This is a genomic window from Brucella sp. LJL56 (assembly GCF_054871705.1).
On the sequence record NZ_JBTXLQ010000007.1, the window covers coordinates 121843 to 145780 of the forward strand.

The window sequence follows — 23938 nt, forward strand, 5'->3', positions numbered from 1 at the left end:
CACGGTCAAAGCTGCGACGCTGCCCTATGTTAATTTGTCAATAAACAAGCAAACGGCGGAGGCGTGCCATGATGATCAGGGAAATGTCGGAATACGATATCCGGGACATGATACAACACACCCATCTGGGGCGGTTGGCTTATGTGCTCGACAACCGTCCGTTTATCGTACCGCTCAGTTTCCGGTTCAGTGGTGGCTCACTCTATTCTTTTACAACGGATGGCCAGAAGACCGAGGCCCTACGCAAGAACGATGCCGTTTGTATCCTTTTCGATCACATCGAATCCCGAACGAGCTGGCGCACCGTTGTACTTAACGGTCATTATCGAGAGATCGAACGTGAGGACGAGAAAAGTTCGATTGTCGCGCTGATGGCTTCGGAGCCAACCTGGTGGGAGCCAGCTTACATAAAGACGATTGCGAAGGATGGGCACGAACGCAAACTTGAGCCGGTTTTTTTCCGTATTGATATCGAAAGTGCGACGGGTCACCAGACTGGTTGAGAACGAAGAAGACCCGATACTTTCGGGCCTTCTTCGTTGTTGCTTTACTTTACCACCAGAACCGGTGTGTTGCTGCGGGTCAGGACTTCATAGGTCTGACTACCGAGAAGCATGCCCTTCAGTCCGCGGCGACCATGGGAAGCCATGACGATGAGGTCGTTGCGCAGCTCCTTGGCCGTCTCGATGATGGATGTTGCCGGATGCGGGGCAACCTCATGCAGCGTATGAACTTCGACCTCTGTTTCAGCCGCCAGTTCGCGAGCGCGAGCCAGGGATTTATCAGCGTATTCGTTCCATTCCTGCTCGAAGCGCTCAATAAATGCAGGGCTGTCGGTCCAGCCGCCTGGAAGCCCGGAAACGGAATAGGGGGCGGTCACAGTCAGCACTGTCACCTTCGCGCCGACTGTATGCGCCAGCTTAAATGCGTGGACGAGTCCACGCTCTGCAAACTCTGACCCATCGGTCGTTACGAGAATATTCTTGTACATGCTGCCCTCGCAGTTGCTTTTCCATCTTTAAGCTAATGCCTTAAAGAGCCATATCAAACCCCTTGTCTGCCAAGTTGTTTAGACGGAACGATTTCATGCCCCTCGACTGCGACGCCTTTCATGCAAGCTGGATAGCGACAGTTCTCAATCTCGATTGGCCGTCGCGCAGTTCGTCCCGCATTGAGGATGATGCCGAACGTATAAAGCGCCAGAAACAGGAATTGGTCAGGCTTTTCGATGAAGCGTCCGAGCATGGTATCAATGCGGTCATCTTTCAGGTTTCGCCAACCGGCGATGCATTTTACCAATCGTCCTATTTGCCATGGTCATCCTATTTGACTGGAACCCTTGGCAAAGATCCAGGTTTTGATCCGCTGAAATTTGCGATTCAGGAAGCGCATAAGCGCGGCATAGAACTGCATGCATGGCTTAATCCCTATCGTGTCTCGATGGACACAAAGCCGTCGACCCGCAAGGAATTGCGGAACTCGTCGAAGGAATCTCCCGTCAGTGTTTATAAGTCTCATCCAGATTGGGTTGGTGTTTCGGCGGATCGTTATGTCCTTGATCCCGGCATTCCGACTGTCCGCGAATGGATAACGAATGTGACGGCAGAGGTCGTGCAGAAATATGACGTCGATGGCATCCAGTTCGATGACTATTTCTACTACGAAACAGCATCGTCGAAACTTGATGACGACAAATCATATGCACGGTTTGGTACGCGCTTTTTGAGCAAATATGAATGGCGTCGCTACAATACCTACACACTGGTACGGGACATTTCAGACAGGATAAAATCCATCAAGCCAAATGTTCGCTTTGGTATCAGCCCGAGCGGCGTTTGGCGCAACGCTACGGATGATCCGCGCGGTTCTGCAACCCGCGCCGGAAAAACCAACTATGACGGAGATTTTGCCGACACGCGACGATGGGTGAAAGAAGGCATAATCGACTATATCGCGCCGCAGATTTACTGGTCCTTTGGCCGCAAGGATGCGTCTTACGGGACGATTGCCACATGGTGGGCTGATACGGTTCGCGGGACGAAGACCGATCTCTATATCGGCTTGGCACTCTATCGAGCCGGTTCCGGAACCACGCTTGAACCCGGCTGGAAGTTGGGTGAGGGTGTGACCGAAATTAAACGCCAGCTTGAACTCAACGAGTCTTTGCCGGAGGTGAAAGGAAGCATTCTCTTTCGCCAGGGTTTCCTTTCCGACCCGAAGGTCGAAGGTGTGTCGAACTATCTGAAGAAAACGTGGGGCAAATGCAGGTCACGGAAAGCTGACGGCAAAAAATGATCATGGACCGCTGAATTGTTGTTTGTTTGATTGAAATCAAAGAGCTTCGTTTGAGCGAGTGCTAACCAACCATCGTTGCCGGTTTCCACCAGAGCCGGTGACCCGGGGTGCCGAGGCCCTACTCGAATGGCACCCCGGCTAAATCAATCTGTCGAGCGCATGAGCGCGATCTTTCCGTAACGTCGTCTTGTCGACAGCCAGCGGGTGCTGTCGGCGTTGCTCCCCTCTGTTTCATCAAATCAGCACCCGCGTCCAATTTCTATAAATATGGGAACCTTTTAGCAGTTCTTGATCCTAATCAAGGCTGGCAGTTGCGATTGCGATTAGAGCAAGCCTAACCGGGCGTTTGCGATTCTGGATCGTTTCCCCCAATTCACCGGTTGCTAAATGAGAAGGTAGTTCCATATCCTCCCGAGAAGGTTCTGGCTGATGTCAGAGGCGGGGCGGTGGGGACAATGAAAATCCTTGCAGACAGCGACCGCCCGCCGGTGCTTCGTTTGAAGACGGCGTTGTGACGATGATGGCAATGAGGGTGTTTCATTATGGCTTTCAACCGTAAGCAATGGATACTGGCTGGGGCGATTATCGTTCTTGCCGCAGGTGCGTATTATGCTTGGAAGACGCTGAACGGCGATGGATTGCCGGAAGGTATTGCCAAAGGCAATGGGCGTATAGAGGCGGTTGAAATCGACATTTCGACGAAGAGTCCGGGGCGCATTCGCGAAATCCTCGCGGATGAGGGCGATTTCGTGCAGGAAAATGACATCCTTGCGCGCATGGATACGGATCAATTGGAAAGTCAGCGCAAGCAGGCTGAGGCGCAATTGCGCCGGGCGGAGATTGGTATCGAGACCGCACGCAGCCTTGTCACGCAGCGGGAAGCCGAGCGCACGGCAGCAGAAGCGACTGTGGCGCAGCGCGAAGCGCAATTGGATGCTGCCCAGCGCCGTCTGGTTCGATCTCAGCAATTGACGCAATCGCGCACCGTTTCGCAACAGGTTCTCGACGATGACCGAGCAACCGCGCAGGGGGCGGAAGCCGCTGTCGGTGCAGCCAAGGCACAGCTTGCAGCCACGGAGGCAGCCATAGGTGCTGCCAAGGCGCAGGTTGTGGATGCAGAGGCATCTGTCGAGGCCGCCAAGGCGGCAATCGCAAGCATTGAGGCAGATATCAATGATGCCACTTTGAGGGCGCCTAAGCCGGGACGTGTTCAATACCGCGTTGCTCAGCCGGGCGAAGTGCTTTCCGCAGGTGGGCGGGTGCTCAATCTTGTAGACGTCAGCGATGTTTACATGACCTTCTTCCTGCCGACGGCGCAGGCCGGGCAGGTGGCCATGGGTGCGGATGCCCGGATCGTTCTTGATGCTGCGCCGCAATATGTCATTCCTGCGAAGATCAGCTTTGTGGCTGATGTGGCCCAGTTTACGCCGAAGACCGTTGAAACGGAGGAGGAGCGCCAGAAGCTGATGTTCCGGGTCAAGGCGAAGATCCCGCAGGAACTACTTCAAAAATATATCCAGCAAGTGAAAACCGGATTGCCGGGCATGGCCTATGTCAAGCTTGACCCCAATGCCGAATGGCCGAAGAATCTTGCGGAAACTGTGAAATGAACGACGTTCCTGTCAAAGCTGGCGCCAATGACGACAGCTTTGTCGTCCGGGCGCAAGGCGTAGGGCTGTCCTACGGGAAAACACGTGCTCTGCGCGAGGTCAATCTTGATATCCCCGCTGGTTGCATGGTGGGTTTAATCGGGCCTGACGGGGTTGGGAAATCGAGCCTTTTATCGTTGGTGGCCGGGGCGCGGACGATGCAACAGGGCCGCATCGAGGTCCTTGAAGGTGACATTTCTGATAAGCGTCATCTTCAGTCCGCATATCCCCGTATCGCCTATATGCCGCAGGGGCTTGGAAAGAATCTGTATCCGACGCTTTCGGTGTTCGAGAACATCGATTTTTTCGGACGGTTGTTCGGACATAACCGAAAAGAGCGTGAGCATCGGATCGCCGATCTTCTGGCCCGCACGGGTATGTCGTCCTTCGCGGACCGTCCGGCTGGCAAACTTTCCGGCGGCATGAAGCAGAAGACTAGCCTCTGCTGTTCGCTCATCCATGATCCCGACCTGCTTATACTGGATGAGCCGACGACAGGTGTTGATCCTCTATCCCGGCGCCAGTTCTGGGAAATGATCAATGATATCCGGAAGGACCGCCCCGGAATGAGCGTCATCGTCGCTACGGCCTATATGGAAGAAGCGCAGGGCTTCGACTGGCTGATTGCCATGAATGATGGGCAGATTCTGGCGACGGGTACACCGCAGGAATTGCTAGAGCGCACCAACACTCCAAATCTTGATGCAGCTTTCATCGCGCTCCTGCCAGAAGAATTACGGAAAGGACATCAGGATATCGAAATTCCGCACCGCGATTTCGGTGCGGATGCTGAGATCGCAATAGAAGCAGAAGACGTCACCGTTCGCTTCGGCAACTTCACTGCAGTGAATAATGTAAGCTTTCGAATCGCGCGTGGTGAAATCTTCGGTTTTTTAGGTTCCAATGGTTGCGGTAAAACTACCACAATGAAGGTGCTGACCGGATTGCTGCCTGCCAGTGAAGGGACGGCGAAACTGTTCGGGCGCGAAGTCGATCCCAACGATATTGATATACGTCGTCGTGTTGGCTACATGACTCAGGCGTTCTCGCTCTATTCGGAATTGACCGTTCGTCAAAATCTGGAACTTCACGCCAAGCTTTTTGGTATGGAGCCGGTGCTGACCGAACAGCGTATCAAGGAACTGACCGAGCGTCTCGACCTAATCGGCGTCATGGATACGTTGCCCGATGCCATGCCGCTCGGTATCCGCCAGCGCCTGTCACTGGCTGTGGCACTGATCCATTCGCCCGACATTCTTATTCTAGATGAGCCGACATCTGGTGTGGACCCGGTGGCTCGTGATGCTTTCTGGCAAATCCTCGCCAATCTGTCGCGCAAAGACAATGTGACGATCTTCGTTTCTACTCATTTCATGAATGAAGCCGAACTTTGCGACCGGATTTCGCTGATGCATGCCGGTAAAGTTCTGATTAGCGATACGCCGAAGGCGATTACCGAAAGCCGCCACGCCGAGACGTTGGAAGAAGCCTTCGTCGCATATCTTCAGGATGCCATTGGCGAAACAGAACAGCCAGCCCCATTACCTACAATTCTCACAGAACAGACGACGGAGGCAGACGAAACGCATCCAAAGAAGGCTTCAAGCTGGTTGCCGGACCTGAGGCGAATGCTGGCTTATACGCGGCGCGAGGCCTTGGAACTGAAACGCGATCCGATCCGCGCCACGCTGGCGATCCTCGGTAGCGTCATCCTGATGTTTGTTATCGGTTACGGTATTAATCTGGATGTCGAGAATCTGAAATTTGCGGTGCTCGATCGTGATGATACGACAATCAGCCGTGATTACACGCAGCAGATTGCGGGTTCGCGCTATTTCTCTGAGCAACCTGCCTTAACAGATTACGATGATCTTGATCGACGGATGCGTGATGGTGAAATCAGTCTTGCGATTGAAATTCCACCGAACTTCGGCGCAGATGTGATGCGTGGGCGCCCGGCCGAAATCGCTGCATGGATTGATGGCGCGATGCCCACCCGCGCCGAGACGATCAAAGGCTATGTTCAAGGCATGCATGCCAACTGGCTGGCGCAGAAAGCTCGCGAGCTTTATGGCAGTGCGGCGAATGCTGGCAGTTTCAATCTGGAGATACGCTACCGTTATAACCCGGACGTGCAAAGCCTTGTGGCTATGGTGCCTGCGGTCATTCCGTTGCTGCTGCTCATGATTCCCGCAATGCTGGCGGTGCTGAGCGTGGTCCGCGAAAAGGAGCTGGGATCGATCATCAATTTTTACGTGACGCCGGTGACGAAATTCGAGTTTTTGTTCGGCAAGCAATTGCCCTATATCGGGCTGGCATTTCTGAATTTCCTGATGCTGACAGCCTTTGCGGTGTTTATTTTCCGGGTTCCGTTTACGGGAAGCTTCCCTACTTATGCGCTGGCGGCGCTGCTCTACGTGACGATCGCGACCGGCATGGGACTGGTACTGTCCACTTTCATGAACAGCCAGATCGCAGCAATCTTCGGAACGGCGCTTCTGACACTCATTCCGGCCGTACAGTACTCCGGTATCATCGACCCGGTGTCGTCGCTGCAAGGTGCAGGCGCGTTCATTGGTAAAATCTATCCGGCGACCTATTTCGTGACCATTTCGCGCGGGGTTTTCTCCAAGGCGTTGGGGTTTGGCGATCTCGCAAGTTCGTTTTTACCCTTGTTGATCGCGGTGCCGGTGCTCATGGCGCTCGCGATTGTTCTTCTCAAGAAACAGGCGAGCTAAGATGCGGATATCCAACATATTCCAGCTTGGCGTGAAGGAACTGCGCGGTCTCGCGCGTGATCCGATGTTGTTGATCCTGATCGTTTATGCCTTTACGCTTGCGATCTATACGGCATCAAAGGCGATGCCTGAAACTCTTAACAATGCGGCAATAGCGATTGTCGACGAAGATCAGTCGCCGGTTTCCAGCCGGATAACGACGGCATTCTATCCGCCATATTTTGTGCCTCCGAAGCTGATTTCGTCTTATGAAATGGATGCCCGGATGGATGAGGGGCTGGATACGTTCGCGTTGAACATACCGCCGAATTTCCAGCGCGATCTTCTGGCAGGCCGTTCGCCGACAATCCAGCTCAATGTCGATGCAACCCGGATGAGCCAGGCCTTTACCGGGGGCGGCTATGTGCAGTCAATTGTGTCGAGTGAGGTGAGCGAATTTCTTAATCGCTATCGCGGTAGCGCACAAGCGCCTGTCGAACTCAATCTCAGAGCGAGATTCAATCAGGATTTGAACAAGGGCTGGTTCGGTGCAATCAATAACGTGATTTCATCCGTTACGATGCTGTCGATCATCCTGACGGGCGCAGCCCTTATTCGAGAACGCGAACATGGAACCATTGAACACCTGCTGGTGATGCCGGTAACGCCGGTTGAAATCATGGTCAGCAAGATATGGTCCATGGGGCTCGTCGTGCTGGTTGCTTCTGCTTTTGCGTTGGTCTTCGTAGTGCAAGGGCTGCTTGCCGTCCCGATCTATGGGTCGGTATCGCTGTTTCTCGTGGGCGCAGCGCTCCAGCTTTTTGCGACGACCAGCCTTGGCATTTTCCTGGCAACGGCGGCTGGTTCCATGCCGCAGTTCGGAATGCTACTGATGCTGGTGCTTCTGCCGTTACAGGTGCTTTCAGGGGGGACAACGCCCCGTGAAAGCATGCCCGAGATCATCCAGACAATCATGCTGGCCGCGCCGAATACGCATTTCGTCATATTGGCGCAATCGATCCTGTTTCGCGGGGCAGGGCTGGGCGTGGTCTGGCCGCAATTTCTGGCACTGATCGTCATTGGTTCTGTGTTGTTCTACTTTGCGCTTCAGCGTTTCCGTGCATTTCTGCGATAGGAAAGACCTTTGAAATCATGAGGCTGAATCCATTCCTTGCGAATGTGCTTCAGTTTTCTGTGCTGGATTGCGCTTTAAAGCGTGTCGCATTTTATCACACGCATATGACACGCTATAAGCTTTTGTTTTCATGCATGTCTTTATCCCAAAGCCGGTTCCCACTTTAGGGAGACATGCTTTAATAGAGTTGCGAATCCTTAACCATGTTGCTATCGACTTGATCAGGAAACGGTTCCGCTGTTCAGGCGGATGAAAAGGGAACACGGTGAAGCCATCTGGCTGATGCCGCGACTGCCCCCGCAACTGTAACCGGAGAGCTATCCTCCATAGCCGTGCAAGCGGTGAAAGCCACTGAGAGCATTCGATGCATTCGGGAAGGCGGAGGGGAAGCGACGACCCGGAAGTCAGGAGACCTGCCGTATCTGGTCACCCATGCGTGGACACGGGGTGTGTTCAGGCGCGGCTGCCCGTGGCGGTGACATTGTTGAAATGTTGCCGTTGGGAAGAAGGGCGTTTTGCGCTGCCATTGCTTCAACCTGCGGTGAGAGGAAATGCCGTTTATCGGTCTCCGGTTCGGCGGGTTGAGGGAAAATGTGCCTTATAAAATCATCGGTTCTACTCGTATCGGCCAGCGTTCTTGCGTTGCCGTCCACGACGCTTGCTCAAAATCTGCCAGATGGCGACGGCAGCGTTGTTCTCGATACAATCGTGGTCACGCCATTGCGCCGCGCATCTTCGCTGCAGCGCTCGACTTCGTCTGTGACTGTTATCGATTCAGCAGATATCGAACGGTCGGCTGCTCCCGATCTGCAGTCGCTGCTGAAGTCCTATAGCGGTATCTCCATAAAGACGAATGGCGGTCAGGGTTCTTCCGCCGGAATTTTTGTTCGTGGAATGTCTTCTGATCAAACAGTTGTTCTGGTCAATGGCGTGCGCACCGCGTCGGCAACGAGTGGCTCGACCGCGCTTTCCAATATTCCTCTAACCTCTATCGAGCGCATCGAAATCGCCAAGGGGGCTCATTCTGCACAATATGGCGCTGATGCCATGGGTGGGGTGGTCAACATTATCACCAAGCAGGGTGGAGCCTGTGGTGAACGCCCTTGGTGCGGCAGTCTTTCTACCGGCGTCAGCCATCCCTGGGGCGGCTATACATCCGGGTCCATTCAAGGACGCAGCAGCGACGGCATCGACTATGCTTTCGGCGCGGCGGTCACAGGCACGCAAGGGTATGACTTTACCGCGCCCGACGCCTATGGCCATGAACCGGATCGCGACGGGTTTTTGCAGGGCTCTTTCAACTTTGCCCTGTCGAAGGATTTCGACTGGGGTAAAATTTATGCGGATGGTCTCTTCAGTCGGGGACGCAACCAGTACGACGCCAAAGCGCCATCGCCGAACCAGGCTGACAGCACAGCATTTACCGGCAAGATCGGAACGCGTGTCGATCATACGGCAGATTGGTCGTCTACGCTGGAGTTCAGCACGGGCATCGACAGCAGCCGTAACTTCCGCAAGGGCGTGAGTGGATCCGATCGGTTTGAAACCAAGCGTTATGGTGTCTTTGCCTCGACAGAAAAGAGTTTCGATACGGGCAAGGTCGGCCACACCGTGACCGCTGGTGTGGAAGCCTATCGCGAGGAGATTAACACCACCGTTGCTTATGATGAAACCAGCCGCGATCTGGCCGCCATATTCGGACAATATTCGCTCGAATACGAGGCGCTGCGTTTCGATGGCGGATTGCGTTATGATCACAACAGCCAATTCGGCGATGTCGTCACCTATAATCTTGGTGTGAGCTATGAAATTCTGCCCGATCTGGTGCTACGGTCTTCTTACGCTACCGGTTTCCGCGCGCCGACGTTCAATGATCTCTATTATCCTTTGTCGGGAAATCCAGATCTAAAACCCGAGAAATCGGGCTCTTATGAACTGGGTTTAAACTGGCAGATAAGTTCCGGCACCAGTTTGGATATGGCATTCTACGACACCCGGTTAAGGCAGGGTATTAGCTGGAGAGAGGACGAACAAACACATTTGTGGTTGCCAGTAAACGTTGATCGAGCTCACATAACTGGGTTTGAAGCGACGCTTGACCACCGCTTCAACGAACAGTGGGGTGTCAAGGGTTTAGTGGACCTTAAACGGCCTATTGATGAAGCCACAGGAAACGATCTTCCCTATCGCGAACGTTTTAAGGCTGCGGCTGAGGTTAATTTCACACCAATTGAGAAGCTCGATCTTACCGCAAGATTGATCTATGGCGGTTCGCGCTATGCTGACGCTGCTAACAGAAAGAAGCTTGGTGATTATGTGACTGCTGATTTCGTCGCGCTCTATTCCATCGACAAGCAATCACAATTGAAATTCTCTGTCGAGAACATCTTTGACAAGGATTATCAGACCAGCTCTGGCTATATTGCACCGGGACGCACCATCAATATCGGGTTGACCCGGAATTTCTGAGGCTGCACAGAGAATGAAAAGGGCATCCGTAGAATGGATCACCAGCTTCTGCCTTGCGGTTGGGCTGGCCCTTTTTGTTCGAAATTCAGCAGACGCAGTGGAAATCCCCCAACGCGTCGTTTCCATCAATGTATGTACCGATCAACTCGCATTGCTACTGGCGAGCAAGGGGCAGTTGCAGTCGGTTTCCTATCTGTCGCAGGACCCGGAACTGTCCGTCATGGCTGCGAAAGCCCGGAAGTTGACGGTCAATCATGCGCAGGCAGAAGAAGTTTTTCTGATGAAACCTGATCTTGTGCTGGCCGGAACATTCTCGTCAAGGGCAACGGTGGGGCTGTTGCGCAGACTGGGTGTCCGTGTGGAAGAGTTCGCGCCCGCCCGTTCGTTCGACGATATAGAAGATCATCTGCGTCGCATGGGTGAGTTGCTCGGAAGACAGGCGGAAGCGAGCTCGGAAGTCGATAAAATGAAAGCTGCTTTGGCGGCAATTCGCCCTCCAGCTCGCCGCAAGACGGTCGCGCTTTATTATGCCAACAGTTACACGTCAGGTCGGGGAACACTGGTTGATGAGGCTGTGCATCTTGCCGGGCTTGATAATCTGGCCGATAGGGTGGGCGTCAGTGGTTCTGCTCCGTTGCCCTTGGAAAAGCTGCTGCTCGAAAAGCCGGATATCCTGGTGCGTAGTTCAAGAGATCGTGCACCTGCGCTGGCTTTCGAGAATTTTGAACATCCAGCGTTACAGGCGCTTGAAAAACAGGCGAGGCCAGTGACGATAGCGGATAATCTGACGGTTTGCGGTGGTCCATTCAGCGTCGAAGCTGTGGCAGAACTTGCGGAGGCGGCGCGTGACTGAACGGAACCGCTTCTATCTTCTGCTCGTCGGACTGGCCATGCTTGTGGCTTTGCTTTTCATCGTTTCGTTGCTGACGGGGCCTGCTGCGATCGGTATGACCGACAGCCTCAGGGCGCTTTTCGGCGATGACAGCGAGATGATCGTACTGGTCATGCGCGAAATCCGCCTGCCGCGGGCACTGCTCGCGCTCCTCATCGGCGCTTCTCTTGGTTTGTCCGGTGCTGCCTTGCAGGGTTACCTGCGCAATCCACTTGCGGAACCCGGCCTGCTTGGTGTGAGTGCATCCGCGTCATTCGGTGCTGTTATTGCTATTTATAGCGGTCTCTCGCTTCTGTTCCCGCTGGCTTTGCCGCTCCTCGCGCTTGCAGGTGCCTTTGTGTCGGTGTTTCTCGTCAAGCTTCTGGCGGGGCGCAATGCTGGTACGCTTGCGGTCATATTGGCCGGTGTCGCGGTGACCAGTCTCGCCGGTGCATTGACGGCGCTGGCGCTGAACCTGTCGCCCAACCCATTTGCCGCAATGGAAATCGTCTTCTGGATGCTCGGATCGCTGGCGGACAGATCGATGACGCATGTGGTTCTCGCCGCACCGTTCATCCTCATTGGCTGGGTGATGCTTCTGGCACTCGGGCGGTCACTCGACAGTCTGACACTGGGGGCCGATGCTGCGGCAACGATGGGCGTCAATCTGGCTCGTGTGCAGCTTTTTGCCGTGCTGGGCACCGCGGCCTGCGTGGGTGCCTCCACCGCTGTTGCCGGTGCAATCGGTTTTGTGGGTTTGGTGGTTCCTCATCTTCTGCGGCCGCTTGTCGGTGCACGTCCGTCACGATTGCTGGTTGCCAGCGGTTTCGGCGGGGCTGCCCTATTGTTGGCGGCAGACGTATTGGTGCGTGTCGTCATGCCGGGACGTGAACTGAAACTGGGCGTTCTGACGGCAATCATTGGCGCACCATTCTTTCTGTGGCTTGTATTCAAATATCGGAGGCAGCTCATATGACTTCGCTTTCGGTAAAAAATCTTTCCGTTTCGCTCGGCGGGAAGGCAGCACTCAGCGACGCAAGTTTCAATATTCATGGCGGTGAATTCATCGGACTGATCGGACCCAATGGTGCCGGGAAGACGACATTGTTGCGCGCCATTCTTGGACTTGTCGCATCCAGAGGGGAAATTTCCCTCGACGGGGATGATTTGCGGCAGACGAGTGCTTCGACGAAAGTGCAGAATCTTGCATATCTGCCGCAGGATCGTGATGTTGCGTGGCCGGTTTCGGTCGAAATGCTCGTTTCGCTGGGTCGCTCCGCGCTGAAGCCGGTATTTGCGAGCCTGAGTGCGCAAGATGCAGCGCTTATCGAGACGGCAATGCAGCGTATGGACGTCGCGCGATTTCGGGACAGGTCGGCGATGCAACTTTCCGGCGGAGAGCGGGCACGCGTGCTTATTGCGCGCGTTCTGGCGCAGGATACGCCCGTAATACTCGCTGATGAGCCAGTCGCTGGACTTGACCCATCTCACCAGCTTGGATTGATGCAAAGTTTCGCCGAACTTGCGCAAGAGGGCCGCACTGTCGTCGCCTCATTGCATGAGTTGAGCCTTGCGGCACAGCATTGCACACGCCTTATTCTGCTCGACAAGGGACATATCGTTGCAGATGGCAAGCCGACGGAAGTGCTCACGCCGCAACTGTTGCACGACGTCTACGGTATAAAAGCGAAAATCATGATGGTGGACGGCGAGTTCATCGTCCATCCGACCTCACGTATAAGCTAGATATTTTTCCACTGGCGCGCGCGGGAAGAGGTATAGATCGTTTCCACAGTCTTCTGGACTTCATATCCTTCGCGAAAATCGGCGTGATTATTCTTCTGTCCAGCAATGGCAAGCAGAAAGTCACGGACTTCAATCGTCTTCAGATCGTTGAAGCCGATCTGGTGGCCACCCGCTACGCAGAATGCGCCATAGGGTTCGTGTTCCGGACCTGCGAAGATCTTGCGGAAGCCCTGTTGTCCCTTTTTGTCGGAAAAGAGAAACAGGTCGAGTTCGTTGAAGCGTTCCTGCGAAAAGAACAGGGAACCTTTCGATCCGGAAATCTCGAAATCGTGCTGCATCTTGCGACCGCTGGCGATCCAGCTCGCTTCGATTGTGCCCGTTGCCCCGTTTTCAAAACGCACGAAAGCGCGGCAGACATCGTCTGTTTCCACGGGTTTCATCTGCGAAAGGTTCAAACTATCTGGGCGTTCATTGATGATGGTGACGGCGTCTCCCATGACCGTTGTTATCGGCCCAACGAGATAGCGCGCGGCGGCAATGATGTGACTGCCGATATCGGCTAATGCTCCGCCCCCACCTGCCGGATCGAGCCGCCAGGTCCACGGAATGCGGGCATCGGCCATGAAATCTTCGACATGAATACCGCGAAAACTGCGAATTTCACCTAGCTCTCCGCTGTCGATGATTTCCTTGGCCAGTTTTATCATCGGGTTTTTCAGATAGTTGAACCCAACGGCTGTCTGAACACCTTGCCGTTCTGCGGCGAGCGTCATTTCGAGGCACTCGGCAGCGGTGGGTGCAAGCGGCTTTTCGCAATAAACGTGTTTACCCGCTTCAATGGCGGCGAGCGCCATTTCCCTGTGAAACCGGTTTGGCGTCGTGATGTCGATGAGATTGATATCCCGGTTGGTGATCAATTCCCGCCAATCTCCAGTGGCATTTGCAAATCCCAGTTGTTTTGCGGCTTTTGACGCCGTTTCAGAATTCACATCGGCCAATGTGTGAAGCTGCACATCGATAGGTAGGTCGAAAACGCGATTGACGTTAGCGAGCGCAAGGGCGTGCGTCTTGCCCATGAAGCCGGACCCGATCAAGCCCGCCACCACAACCTCAGCTCTATCAGCCATTGTCATTCCTCCAGAAACGATGGTCGAAGCGTTTGGCGCTGCGCAACTCCTTTGGGAAATAAGCATATTGTCGGCAGCTTATGCGATTGACATGAGCTATCAGAAATGGAATTATAATTCTACGAGAACTTGTTATGAATGTTTCATTCTATTGAAAAGATCCACGATCTGCATGTGTTCACGGGTAAAACGCTTGGAGGAGCGCCGGAATACAGCAGGCGGAAGGTAAAGCGTTAACGCAAACCGGCGGGGAGTGCCGGACAAGGGAGGAGTGAACATGCAATCTCTATTGAAATCGGCAGTGGCCGGGGTGGCGTTGCTGGCTGCGTCTTTCGCTGCACACGCGGCCGATATTAATATCGTTGTCGTCAGTCACGGTCAGGCATCGGATCCGTTCTGGTCTGTCGTCAAGAACGGCGTCGCCGAAGCGGCAAAGGATACGGGCGCGAAGGTCGATTATCGTGCACCGGAAACCTTTGACATGGTGCAGATGGCCCAGCTTATCGACGCCGCGATCAATCAGAAGCCGCAGGGTATTGTGGTTTCCATTCCAGATGCGGATGCGCTTGGACCGTCGATCCAGCGTGCTGTAGCAGCCGGTATTCCCGTCATTTCCATGAATTCCGGTTCCGATGCCTCGAAGAAGCTCGGCGCTCTGCTGCATGTCGGTCAGGATGAGTTCGATGCCGGTAAGGTCGCAGGTGAAGCATTGAAGAATGCTGGCGGCAAGAAGGGCATTTGCGTCAACCAGGAAGTGGGTAACGTCTCGCTCGATCAGCGCTGCGCAGGCTTCAAGGAGGGCTTTGGTGATGTAACGGTTCTGCCGACATCGACCGATCCTGCTGAAAACGAAGCCAAGGTTCGCGCTGCTCTGGCATCTGATGCTGCCGTCGACACAATCCTGACGCTCAATGCGACACTGGCAGGTGAACCGGCCGTGAAAGCCGCCGCCGAAAGCGGTCGCAGCGGAATCCACGTTGCGACGTTCGATATGTCGGCTGGCTTCCTGGAGGCTGTTGAAAAGGGACAGGCAGACTTCGCCATCGACCAGCAGCAGTTCTTGCAAGGCTATCTGCCGGTATCGTTCCTCGCACTTAATGCGAAATACGGTCTGATGCCGGGTGGCAATGTTCCATCTGGCCCGAACCTTATCACCAAGGATAAGGCCAAGCAGGTCGTGGAACTTTCGGCCAAGGGCATCCGGTAAGCATCATTTAGGCCATCTGATATCGAACCCGCCCATGAAAATGGGCGGGAACGGGTCTCTGTGCCCAGAATGAATCAGGAGAAGATCATGAGTGAGCCACTTCCCCATGAAAAGGCCGGCACGGCGGCGCTATCGAAGGATGAGCGACTTCAGTCGGCGAGCCCATTGCAACGGCTCCTGAGCAGGCCCGAATTAGGAGCAGTTTCCGGCCTTATCCTTATTACGATCTTTTTCGTCTCAGTTGCCAATCCGGCTATGTTTACCGCAGCCGGCATTATGAACTTCATGGCTCCCGCTTCGCAGCTCGGCATTCTGGCGGTTGCTGCGGCACTTCTCATGATCGGCGGTGAGTTCGATCTTTCCATCGGGTCGATGGTGGCTTTTGCAGGCCTGATCTTTGCCGCTGCCCTGGTCGTCTGGCAGGTGCCGCTTGGCGTGGCCATCATCGTTACTCTGCTGTTTGCCGCATTCGTGGGGGTGGTGAATGCCCAGATTGTAATCCGGACCGGCTTGCCATCTTTTATCGTAACGCTCGCTTTCCTGTTCATTCTGCGCGGCCTGTCGTTGGTCGGGCTGAAATGGGCAACAGGCGGCGCTACGCAGTTGCGTGGTGTCAAGGAAGCCGTTGCAGGCAGTTATCTTGCCGGGCTTTTTTCCGGTGATGCGTTTCAGGGATTTTTCGCCTGGATGGCTGAGAATGACCTGATTGACAAATTCCCCAATGGTGAGCCTTCGGTGAAAGGCGTGCCAGTCGAAGTTTTGTGGTTCATCGCCATCGCGCTTATTGCAACCTATGTGCTGGTGCGTACGCGCTTCGGCAACTGGATTTTCGCCGCAGGTGGCGACGCTCTGGCTGCTCGCAATTCCGGTGTGCCCGTGCGTCGCGTCAAGACCACGTTGTTCATGTGCACAGCCATGGCTGCGGCATTAGTAGCTATCCTTACCGTTCTTGATGCGGGTTCAACCGATGCGCGCCGTGGCTTCCAGAAGGAGTTTGAGGCGATTATCGCTGCGGTCATTGGCGGCTGTCTGCTGACCGGGGGCTATGGTTCTGCAATTGGCGCATTCTTCGGCGCAATCATCTTCGGCATGGTGTTGATTGGGCTGACCTATACCCAGATCGACCAGGATTGGTATCTGGTCTTCCTGGGAGGAATGCTTCTGATCGCGGTGCTCTTCAATAATTTCATTCGCAAGCGCGCTACCGGCGAGCGCTGAGAGGGAGATTTGCCATGACGACACCCATCATCGAAGTCCGCAATCTCGTTAAACATTTCGGCCCGGTCATTGCATTGAACGGCGTCTCGCTGAGCGTCGAGCCGGGACAGGTCCATTGCCTACTTGGCGATAATGGTGCCGGTAAATCGACCTTGATCAAGACGCTTTCCGGGGTTCACAAGCCGACGAGCGGTGACTTTCTGGTCGAAGGAAAGCCGGTCATCTTCAAAAGCCCACGCGGTGCGCTCGATCATGGCATTGCGACGGTCTATCAGGATCTTGCGATGATCCCGCTGATGTCTGTCATGCGCAATTTCTTTCTTGGACGCGAGCCGACAAAGGGTGTTGGACCGTTCCGCTGGTTCGACACGCAGCAGGCCGAAGAAGTAACGCGCGAAGAAATGCGAAAAATCGGGATCGATGTCCGTGATCCGCAGCAGGCTGTTGGAACGCTTTCCGGCGGTGAGCGCCAATGCGTTGCGATTGCCCGTGCCGTTTATTTTGGCGCAAAAGTGCTGATCCTCGACGAACCGACTTCTGCGCTGGGTGTGCGGCAGACGGCCATGGTTCTCAAATATATCAATCTCGTGCGCTCCCGCGGGCTTGGTGTGATCTTCATCACGCACAATGTTCGTCATGCTCATGCTGTCGGCGACAAGTTTACAGTTCTCAATCGCGGTGTGACGCTTGGAACGCGCACGAAGAACGATGTGGACATGGATGAATTACAAAGCCTCATGGCGGGCGGACAGGAACTGGCTGATCTGACTGCCGAACTGGGTGGCAGGGTTTGACTAGAAGCGGTTCCGGTTGAAACTGAATCGTGGAACCGCTCTATCTTTTTCTTTTCACGCATTATCCGACGCAAAACCGCTTCGCACTTTTGCTGGAAATGCTCTTGAATTTCGGAGCGCAGAATGGACGGACAATTCAACGGAAAAGTTGCTGTCATCACCGGAAGCACGCAGGGGCTTGGAGCAGCGACAGCGAAACTATTTGCAGAAAGGGGTGCTGAAGGCCTCGTGATATGCGGGCGTTCGGCTGAAAAAGGACAAGCACAAGTCGATCAACTGGCAAATCTCGGAGCCAGAGCCGTCTTCGTGCAGGCTGATCTTGAGAAGGTGGAAGACTGCCGCAAGATCATTTTGGAAGCCAACCGTGCCTTTGGAAGGCTCGATGTTCTCGTAAATGCTGCTGGTCTGACGGATCGCGGCACCATTCTCGACACGAACCCGGAATTGTTCGACCGTTTGTTTGCGGTGAATACGCGGGCGCCATTCTTCCTTATTCAAGAAGCAATTAAGCTATTCCGGCGCGATAAGGTCGAGGGAACGATTGTCAATATTTCCTCGATGTCGTCCATGGGCGGTCAGCCCTTCATTGCAGCGTATTGTGCTTCCAAGGGGGCGCTGGACACGCTGACCCGTAATGTAGCCTATTCGGTTCTGCGCAATCGTATCCGCATCAATAGTCTGAACATCGGCTGGATGGCATCGGATGGCGAAGACCGCATTCAACACGAGTTTCACAATGCGCCGGAGAATTGGCTTGATGAAGCGGCTCGAAGTCAGCCTTTCGGCAGGCTGATCGATCCGAGCGAGGTTGCACGTGCAATAGCATTTCTGGCCTCGGAAGAGTCCGGTTTGATGACCGGCGCCATCGTGAACTTCGATCAATCCATTTGGGGAGCCTACGGTTCATCTCCGCATCCCGATCAGCCGCTTTGAGCGGCTGACAGTATCTCTATGTTTGATTGAGAGGGATAGTAACCGGTTCAATAGCTGAAATGAATCCGTAGATATTTCATCGAGAATATGAATGCCTTGCCCGTTGCTTTGCTCGAGTATTGCTTGAGCAAACTGTAAAATATTGTGAGAAACTTTTGCGATCCTGCTTGCGCTTGCAATTTCAGGTAGTTAGAGCATCTGCCTGCCTGACCGATTCAGGCTGTGTGTTTTAAGCAGTTGTTTCAGCCGTATTTACGCGATGTCGAAGCCTCCCTTTCGTCAGCGAATTCGCTCTGGCAATGGCTTGCACAGACACCGTTTTAATTTGCGCTGAAAGGACCAGCATCGTGGAGCAGGCAAAGAACGGAACCCGTAAGGGTGGACGCAAGGCACTGTGGGCGGCAGTTGCGGTAATCGCCATCGCTGCAGCCGGTTTGACCGGATACAAGATCACACTTGAGAAGACCATTACATCGCAGCTTGAAAAGCGTGGCGGCAAGGCCTCTTCGGTTGAGGCAGATTTTCTCGGACGTATTCACCTGCGCGACGTGACGTTGCCGTTGAAGGATGGTTCCAACGTTCGTATTGCCTCGGTAGATGGTCGCCCCAAGTTTCTGTTCCTCACCGGCATGCTGAATGCGTCGGGCATTGATACAGAAATTGGAAACTACAAGATTTCCATTCCAAGCGTGGCAATCGAAGACGCTAATTTCGATACCGCCATGCTGAAGGACACATTCGGTAATAGCGGTCTGACACTGCCAGAGCGCGTTGGTCGTTTCTCGGCAAAGCGCCTGACTGCGCAAGAAATCAAGGTCGTTCAAACGGTTGCGAATAACGAACAGAACATCGTCTACAAGGACGTTGCGCTGGAAGATATCAACCTCGGTAAGGTTGCTCGTTATACAGTGGGCGGCACGGCTTTTGACTTCACGATCCAGGTGCCTGGCGAAGACGGTGAAAAAGTCGCGGACAAGATGACTGGTACCATGGGTGCCGCAGAGGGCAAGGACATTGATGGTGTCTTCCTCGCCCGTCTCTATACCGAAAAGGCAGGCCCGGACGACAAGGAAGCAAAGCCCGTCTACGGTCCTTTCTCGGCGAAGAATATCGTCATGAAGACGAAGGATGCGAGCTTCAGCTATGATGAAATTCGCAGCAATGGCTTCACGGCTCGTATGCCTGCCGTGCCGTTCACCGAAACCTTGGAGAAGCTACAGTCTCTCGAAAATGCAGACGAACTTTCACCGGAGGAAACACGCGAGCTTATTCTTCAGGTGAGCTCACTGTTCGACACCATCGGCAAGGGCGATGTTGAAATGCTTGGCATGAAGATCGAGCCAACTGATGCATCGAAGGGCAAGGGCGGTATCGAACGCGTCGCAGTTGCTTTCGACAATCAGAAAATGGATGCGACCATTAAGGGCTTGGCCTTCTCCGAAGGTCAGGACTACATGAAGATGGAGGAAGCTTCCTTGAAGGGCTTCTCCTGGGCGACTTCAGTTGAAGCTCTGAAAAAGTTTGCGGCGTTGAATGAAGAAGAAGTTGAAAACTTCCCTTTCACGACCATGCTTCCGGAATTCGGCACACTTAAGGTAGTGGGGATCGACGCCGATCTGCCATATGAAAAGTCTGAAGATGTGGATGCAAGCGAGGAAGACGCGGACGATGGAGATCAGGCTATAACCGAAGAGCCGTCGGTTCCTTCGCTGCCTGAACGCATTCAGTTTGCCATGAAGAGCTACGAAGTAGCTCTCAACAAGCCTTACAACGGTATTCCGACCGATGTGCGTATCGCTTATGAAGATATGTCGCTCAAGGTGCCGACACAGGCTGATGACGAGTTTTACCAGCAGCTTCGGGCACTTGGCTATGATAGTCTCACCATGTCGTCAAACTTTGAGGCAAGCTGGGATGAAGCAAACCAGAATCTGATCATCAAGGACATCTCGATCAGCGGCAAGGATATGGGTGCCGTATCCATGTCAGGTTTGATGGGCGGTCTGACGAAGGAATTCTTTTCTGGCGACAAGGTGATGATGCAGGTCGCTCTGCTTGGGCTCAAGGCCAAGCAGGTAAACCTGAAAATTGAGGAAAAGGGCATCATCTCCAAGGCTATCAAGACTTATGCCAAAGAAAAAGATATGTCGGAAGATGAAGTGCGTAGCGCGATGTCTCTGATGGCTGCCGCCTCTCTGCAAGAGCTGGCAGTGGACCAGCCACAGTTGCAGGATGTTGCGACGGCGTTTTCTACCTTCCTCGCAAAGCCGAACATTTTCGAGCTCACTGTGAAGTCGAAGGCTGAAAAGGGAATTGGCGCTCTCGAAATGGTAGCTGCATCGCAGGATCCAATCTTGCTGCTCGACAAAGTCGATATCGAAGCCAAGGCGGAATAATCGACTATTCGATTGATCCAAGCGAAACGCCGGCCCTTGGCCGGCGTTTTCTGTAATCAGAGCTTCACCAAAACATTACACAAGGGTCATGCCCTTGATATATAAGGGTTCTAGTAAGCCTCGGAAATAACGAGGCCAACATGACCAGAAAAAATGTCCTGCTTATCGTCGTTGATCAATGGCGAGCAGATTTTATCCCTCACCTGATGCGGGCTGAGGGTCGCGAACCCTTCCTCGAAACTCTCAATCTTGATCGCCTTTGCCGGGAAGGCTTGACCTTCCGTAATCACGTCACGACCTGCGTGCCGTGTGGCCCGGCAAGAGCAAGCCTGCTTACGGGGCTCTACCTGATGAACCATCGGGCAGTGCAGAACACGGTTCCGCTTGATCAGCGCCATTTGAATCTCGGCAAAGCTCTCCGCGCCATCGGCTACGATCCCGCGCTCATCGGTTACACAACGACGACACCTGATCCGCGTTCGACGTCCCACAGAGATCCGCGTTTTACGGTTCTGGGCGATATCATGGACGGGTTTCGCTCTGTGGGCGCATTCGAGCCCAATATGGACGGATATTTCGGCTGGGTGGCTCAGAACGGCTTTGAACTGCCGGAGAATCGCGAAGATATCTGGCTGCCGGAAGGCGAGCATTCTGTTCCCGGTGCTACCGACAAGCCATCGCGGATCCCGAAGGAATTTTCGGATTCTACATTCTTCACCGAACGCGCGCTGACCTATCTTAAGGGGAGGGATGGCAAGCCTTTCTTCCTGCATCTCGGCTATTATCGCCCGCATCCGCCGTTTGTCGCCTCTGCGCCTTATCATGCAATGTACAAGGCAGAAGATATGCCGGCACCCGTCCGTGCGGACAATCCAGATGCCGAAGCGGCGCAGCATCCGCTTATGAAGCATTATATCGATCACATCAGACGCGGTTCGTTCTTTCATGGAGCGGAAGGTTCGGGTGCAACGCTGGACGAGGGCGAGATTCGCCAGATGCGGGCCACGTACTGCGGCCTGATCACGGAAATCGACGATTGTCTGGGTCGGGTCTTCGCTTACCTTGATGAAACTGGTCAGTGGGACGACACACTGATCATCTTCACCAGCGACCATGGCGAGCAGCTCGGCGATCATCACCTACTCGGCAAGATTGGTTATAACACCGAGAGCTTTCGCATTCCTTTGGTCATAAAGGAAGCAGGACAGAACCGCCACGCTGGCCAGATCGAAGATGGCTTTTCCGAAAGCATCGATGTCATGCCGACCATCCTCGAGTGGCTGGGTGGGGAAACGCCACGCGCCTGCGACGGACGTTCGCTACTGCCGTTTCTGGGCGAGGGGAAACCCACCGATTGGCGCACGGAACTGCATTACGAGTTCGACTTCCGCGACGTCTTCTACGATCAGCCACAGAACTCGGTGCAGCTTTCGCAGGATGATTGCAGCCTCTGCGTGATCGAAGACGAAAACTACAAGTATGTGCATTTTGCGGCCCTGCCGCCGCTGTTCTTTGACATGAGGGCAGACCCGCACGAATTCAACAATCTGGCTGAAGACCCCGCTTATGCGGTTCTCGTTCGCGACTACGCCCAGAAGGCCCTGTCGTGGCGGCTGTCTCATGCCGATCGGACACTCACCCACTACAGATCTGGCCCGCAAGGGCTGACAACGCGCAACCATTGATCTCAGGAGCAACCAAATGATCAATCTGACCCGACGCGGGATGCTCGGCCTTTCAGCCGGTGCTGCCGGTTCGCTCATCCTACCGCGCTTTGCAATCGCACAGGCTGACAATCGCCCATCGATCACCATTGCTGTCCAGAAGGTGGCAAATAGCAATACGCTCGACGTCCTTCGTGAACAGTCGAATGTGGGTGAACGTGTTTTCTTCTCCAGCCTCTGGGAAGCGCTGATCGACCGGGATTGGCTGGGTGGTCTTTCAGCGGTGCCAGGTCTTGCGACCGAATGGACCCGCATTGACGACAAGACCGTTGAACTGAAGCTCCGGCAAGGTGTGAAGTTCCACAACGGTGACGAGATGACCGCCGAAGACGTTGCCTTCACTTTTGGCAAAGAACGTATGTTCGGTGACACTCAGCCAGCCGAAGGCAAGACAATATATGTCTCGGAGAAAAACCCGCTCGGTCGCGAAAGCAAGGAGTTGCCGCTTGAAGTGCCCGCAACGGCACGCCGCTCGTGGCCGGCGCTTCTCGGTGTCGAAGTAGTCGACAAATACACGGTGCGCTTCAAGAACGGTACGCCAGACGTCACGATGGAAGGCCGCATCTCCCGTTACGGTAGCCAGATCATGAGCCGTCGTGGTTGGGAAGAGTCGCCGAGCTATCTCGACTGGGCGCGCAAGCCGGTTACCACCGGGCCTTACAAGGTTGTAGAGTTCAAGCCGGACAATATGCTGGTACTCGAAGCTCATGACGAATATTGGGGCGGACGCCCGCCGCTGAAGCAGATCCGCTTCATCGAAGTGCCGGAAGTTGCGTCCCGCATCAATGGTCTGCTCTCTGGCGAATACCAGTTTGCTTGCGATATTCCACCAGATCAGATCGAAGGCATCGAAAAGAATGATGCTTTCGAAGTTCAAGGTGGCACGATCCTCAACCATCGTTTGACCGTATTCGACAAGTTCCATCCTCAGTTGGAAAATCCGTTGGTGCGTCGCGCATTCACCCACGCGATCGATCGTCAGGCTATCGTGGATTCGCTGTGGGTCGGACGTACAGTCGTTCCGGCGGGACTCCAGTGGGACTACTATGGTGATATGTTCGTTCAGGGCTGGAATGTTCCGGAATATAACCCTGATCTCGCCAAACAGCTTCTGAAGGAAGCCGGTTACAAGGGCGATGCGATCCCATATCGCCTGCTCAATAACTACTACACGAACCAGACGCCGACGGCGCAGGTCCTTGTCGAGATGTGGAACCAGGTCGGCCTGAACGTCGAAATACAGATGCAGGAAAACTGGCAACAGGTTCTGGAAAAGAGCCCGAGCCGTGCGGTGCGTGATTGGTCCAACTCGGCACCGTTCAACGATCCGGTTTCTTCTATCGTCAGCCAGCATGGTCCGAACGGTCAGCAGCAACAGGTTGGCGAGTGGACGAATGAGGAAGCCAACAAGCTCTCAGTCATTCTGGAAACCAGCACCGATCATGCCAAGCGCAAGGAAGCATTCAAGCGGATGCTGGAAATCTGCGAACGGGAAGACCCCGCTTACACGGTCCTCCATCAGAATGCGACTTTCACCGCCAAGCCGAAGTCATTGAAGTGGAAGGCTGCGCCCGCTTTCGCAATGGACTTCCGCAAGAACAACTGGGCCTGATCCATTTGTAAAAGCGAGCCCGGTTCAATCGGGCTTGCTTTTCCT

At 54.3% G+C, this 23938-nt stretch carries 18 protein-coding genes and 1 riboswitch; of the genes, 16 read left to right on the forward strand and 2 right to left on the reverse strand.

What is annotated here, in order from left to right:
* The first annotated feature begins 68 nt into the window (after positions 1-68).
* Entirely contained in the window at positions 69-503 is a 435-nt protein-coding gene (locus ACYSN1_RS17680; RefSeq protein WP_140022129.1) for a pyridoxamine 5'-phosphate oxidase family protein, read from the forward strand.
* 44 nt (positions 504-547) lie between these two features.
* On the opposite strand, the gene ACYSN1_RS17685 is transcribed toward ACYSN1_RS17680, so the two are convergent.
* Positions 548-991, reverse strand: a complete 444-nt coding sequence (locus tag ACYSN1_RS17685) for a universal stress protein (protein WP_461726885.1) — start codon at positions 989-991, stop codon at positions 548-550.
* A gap of 95 nt (positions 992-1086) precedes the next feature.
* Here ACYSN1_RS17685 and ACYSN1_RS17690 point away from each other — a divergent pair, with 95 nt between their 5' ends.
* The 8 genes from ACYSN1_RS17690 to ACYSN1_RS17725 all read left to right on the forward strand — a co-directional run bounded on the left by ACYSN1_RS17690 (position 1087) and on the right by ACYSN1_RS17725 (position 12882).
* Positions 1087-2295 carry a glycoside hydrolase family 10 protein gene (locus ACYSN1_RS17690; RefSeq protein WP_461726886.1) on the forward strand — a complete coding sequence of 403 codons (1209 nt, stop codon included), beginning with the start codon at positions 1087-1089 and terminating at the stop codon, positions 2293-2295.
* A 542-nt stretch (positions 2296-2837) separates the two neighbouring features.
* On the forward strand, positions 2838-3905 hold the full coding sequence (locus ACYSN1_RS17695) for an HlyD family secretion protein (RefSeq protein ID WP_461726887.1): 1068 nt from the start codon (positions 2838-2840) through the stop codon (positions 3903-3905).
* On the forward strand, positions 3902-6682 hold the full coding sequence (gene rbbA / locus ACYSN1_RS17700) for a ribosome-associated ATPase/putative transporter RbbA (protein WP_461726888.1): 2781 nt from the start codon (positions 3902-3904) through the stop codon (positions 6680-6682). The genes ACYSN1_RS17695 and rbbA overlap by 4 nt, the downstream gene beginning before the upstream one ends.
* A gap of 1 nt (position 6683) precedes the next feature.
* Positions 6684-7796: an ABC transporter permease gene (locus ACYSN1_RS17705; protein ID WP_461726889.1), complete on the forward strand. Its 1113-nt coding sequence runs from the start codon at positions 6684-6686 to the stop codon at positions 7794-7796.
* Between the two features lie 212 nt (positions 7797-8008).
* Positions 8009-8231: riboswitch (cobalamin riboswitch) on the forward strand.
* 156 nt (positions 8232-8387) lie between these two features.
* Positions 8388-10265, forward strand: coding sequence for a TonB-dependent receptor domain-containing protein (locus ACYSN1_RS17710; RefSeq protein ID WP_461726890.1), 1878 nt, complete (start codon positions 8388-8390; stop codon positions 10263-10265).
* A 13-nt stretch (positions 10266-10278) separates the two neighbouring features.
* Positions 10279-11118 carry an ABC transporter substrate-binding protein gene (locus tag ACYSN1_RS17715; RefSeq protein WP_461726891.1) on the forward strand — a complete coding sequence of 280 codons (840 nt, stop codon included), beginning with the start codon at positions 10279-10281 and terminating at the stop codon, positions 11116-11118.
* Positions 11111-12112 (forward strand): FecCD family ABC transporter permease, encoded by a 1002-nt coding sequence (locus ACYSN1_RS17720; protein ID WP_461726892.1) that lies wholly within the window; start codon positions 11111-11113, stop codon positions 12110-12112. Before ACYSN1_RS17715 ends, ACYSN1_RS17720 begins: the two co-directional genes overlap by 8 nt.
* Positions 12109-12882 (forward strand): ABC transporter ATP-binding protein, encoded by a 774-nt coding sequence (locus tag ACYSN1_RS17725; RefSeq protein WP_461726893.1) that lies wholly within the window; start codon positions 12109-12111, stop codon positions 12880-12882. The genes ACYSN1_RS17720 and ACYSN1_RS17725 overlap by 4 nt, the downstream gene beginning before the upstream one ends.
* Here the strand turns inward: ACYSN1_RS17725 and ACYSN1_RS17730 are convergent.
* Positions 12879-14009, reverse strand: coding sequence for a Gfo/Idh/MocA family protein (locus ACYSN1_RS17730; protein ID WP_461726894.1), 1131 nt, complete (start codon positions 14007-14009; stop codon positions 12879-12881). The genes ACYSN1_RS17725 and ACYSN1_RS17730 overlap by 4 nt on opposite strands.
* A 277-nt stretch (positions 14010-14286) precedes the next feature.
* Here ACYSN1_RS17730 and ACYSN1_RS17735 point away from each other — a divergent pair, with 277 nt between their 5' ends.
* The 7 genes from ACYSN1_RS17735 (at position 14287) to ACYSN1_RS17765 (ending at position 23893) form a co-directional block, all read left to right on the forward strand.
* Complete coding sequence (locus ACYSN1_RS17735; RefSeq protein ID WP_012091817.1) at positions 14287-15216, forward strand: sugar ABC transporter substrate-binding protein; 930 nt, start codon at positions 14287-14289, stop codon at positions 15214-15216.
* Between the two features lie 87 nt (positions 15217-15303).
* Entirely contained in the window at positions 15304-16434 is a 1131-nt protein-coding gene (locus ACYSN1_RS17740) for an ABC transporter permease (protein ID WP_461726895.1), read from the forward strand.
* A gap of 14 nt (positions 16435-16448) precedes the next feature.
* The gene (locus tag ACYSN1_RS17745) at positions 16449-17228 is read left to right on the forward strand and encodes an ATP-binding cassette domain-containing protein (protein ID WP_461726896.1); all 780 of its coding nucleotides are present in this window, start codon (positions 16449-16451) and stop codon (positions 17226-17228) included.
* A gap of 123 nt (positions 17229-17351) precedes the next feature.
* Complete coding sequence (locus ACYSN1_RS17750) at positions 17352-18161, forward strand: SDR family oxidoreductase (protein ID WP_461726897.1); 810 nt, start codon at positions 17352-17354, stop codon at positions 18159-18161.
* A 347-nt stretch (positions 18162-18508) separates the two neighbouring features.
* Positions 18509-20557 carry a hypothetical protein gene (locus tag ACYSN1_RS17755; protein WP_461726898.1) on the forward strand — a complete coding sequence of 683 codons (2049 nt, stop codon included), beginning with the start codon at positions 18509-18511 and terminating at the stop codon, positions 20555-20557.
* A gap of 140 nt (positions 20558-20697) precedes the next feature.
* Positions 20698-22242, forward strand: a complete 1545-nt coding sequence (pehA, locus tag ACYSN1_RS17760; RefSeq protein ID WP_461726899.1) for a phosphoric/sulfuric ester hydrolase PehA — start codon at positions 20698-20700, stop codon at positions 22240-22242.
* A gap of 16 nt (positions 22243-22258) precedes the next feature.
* Complete coding sequence (locus ACYSN1_RS17765) at positions 22259-23893, forward strand: ABC transporter substrate-binding protein (RefSeq protein ID WP_461726900.1); 1635 nt, start codon at positions 22259-22261, stop codon at positions 23891-23893.
* Positions 23894-23938 lie beyond the last annotated feature (45 nt).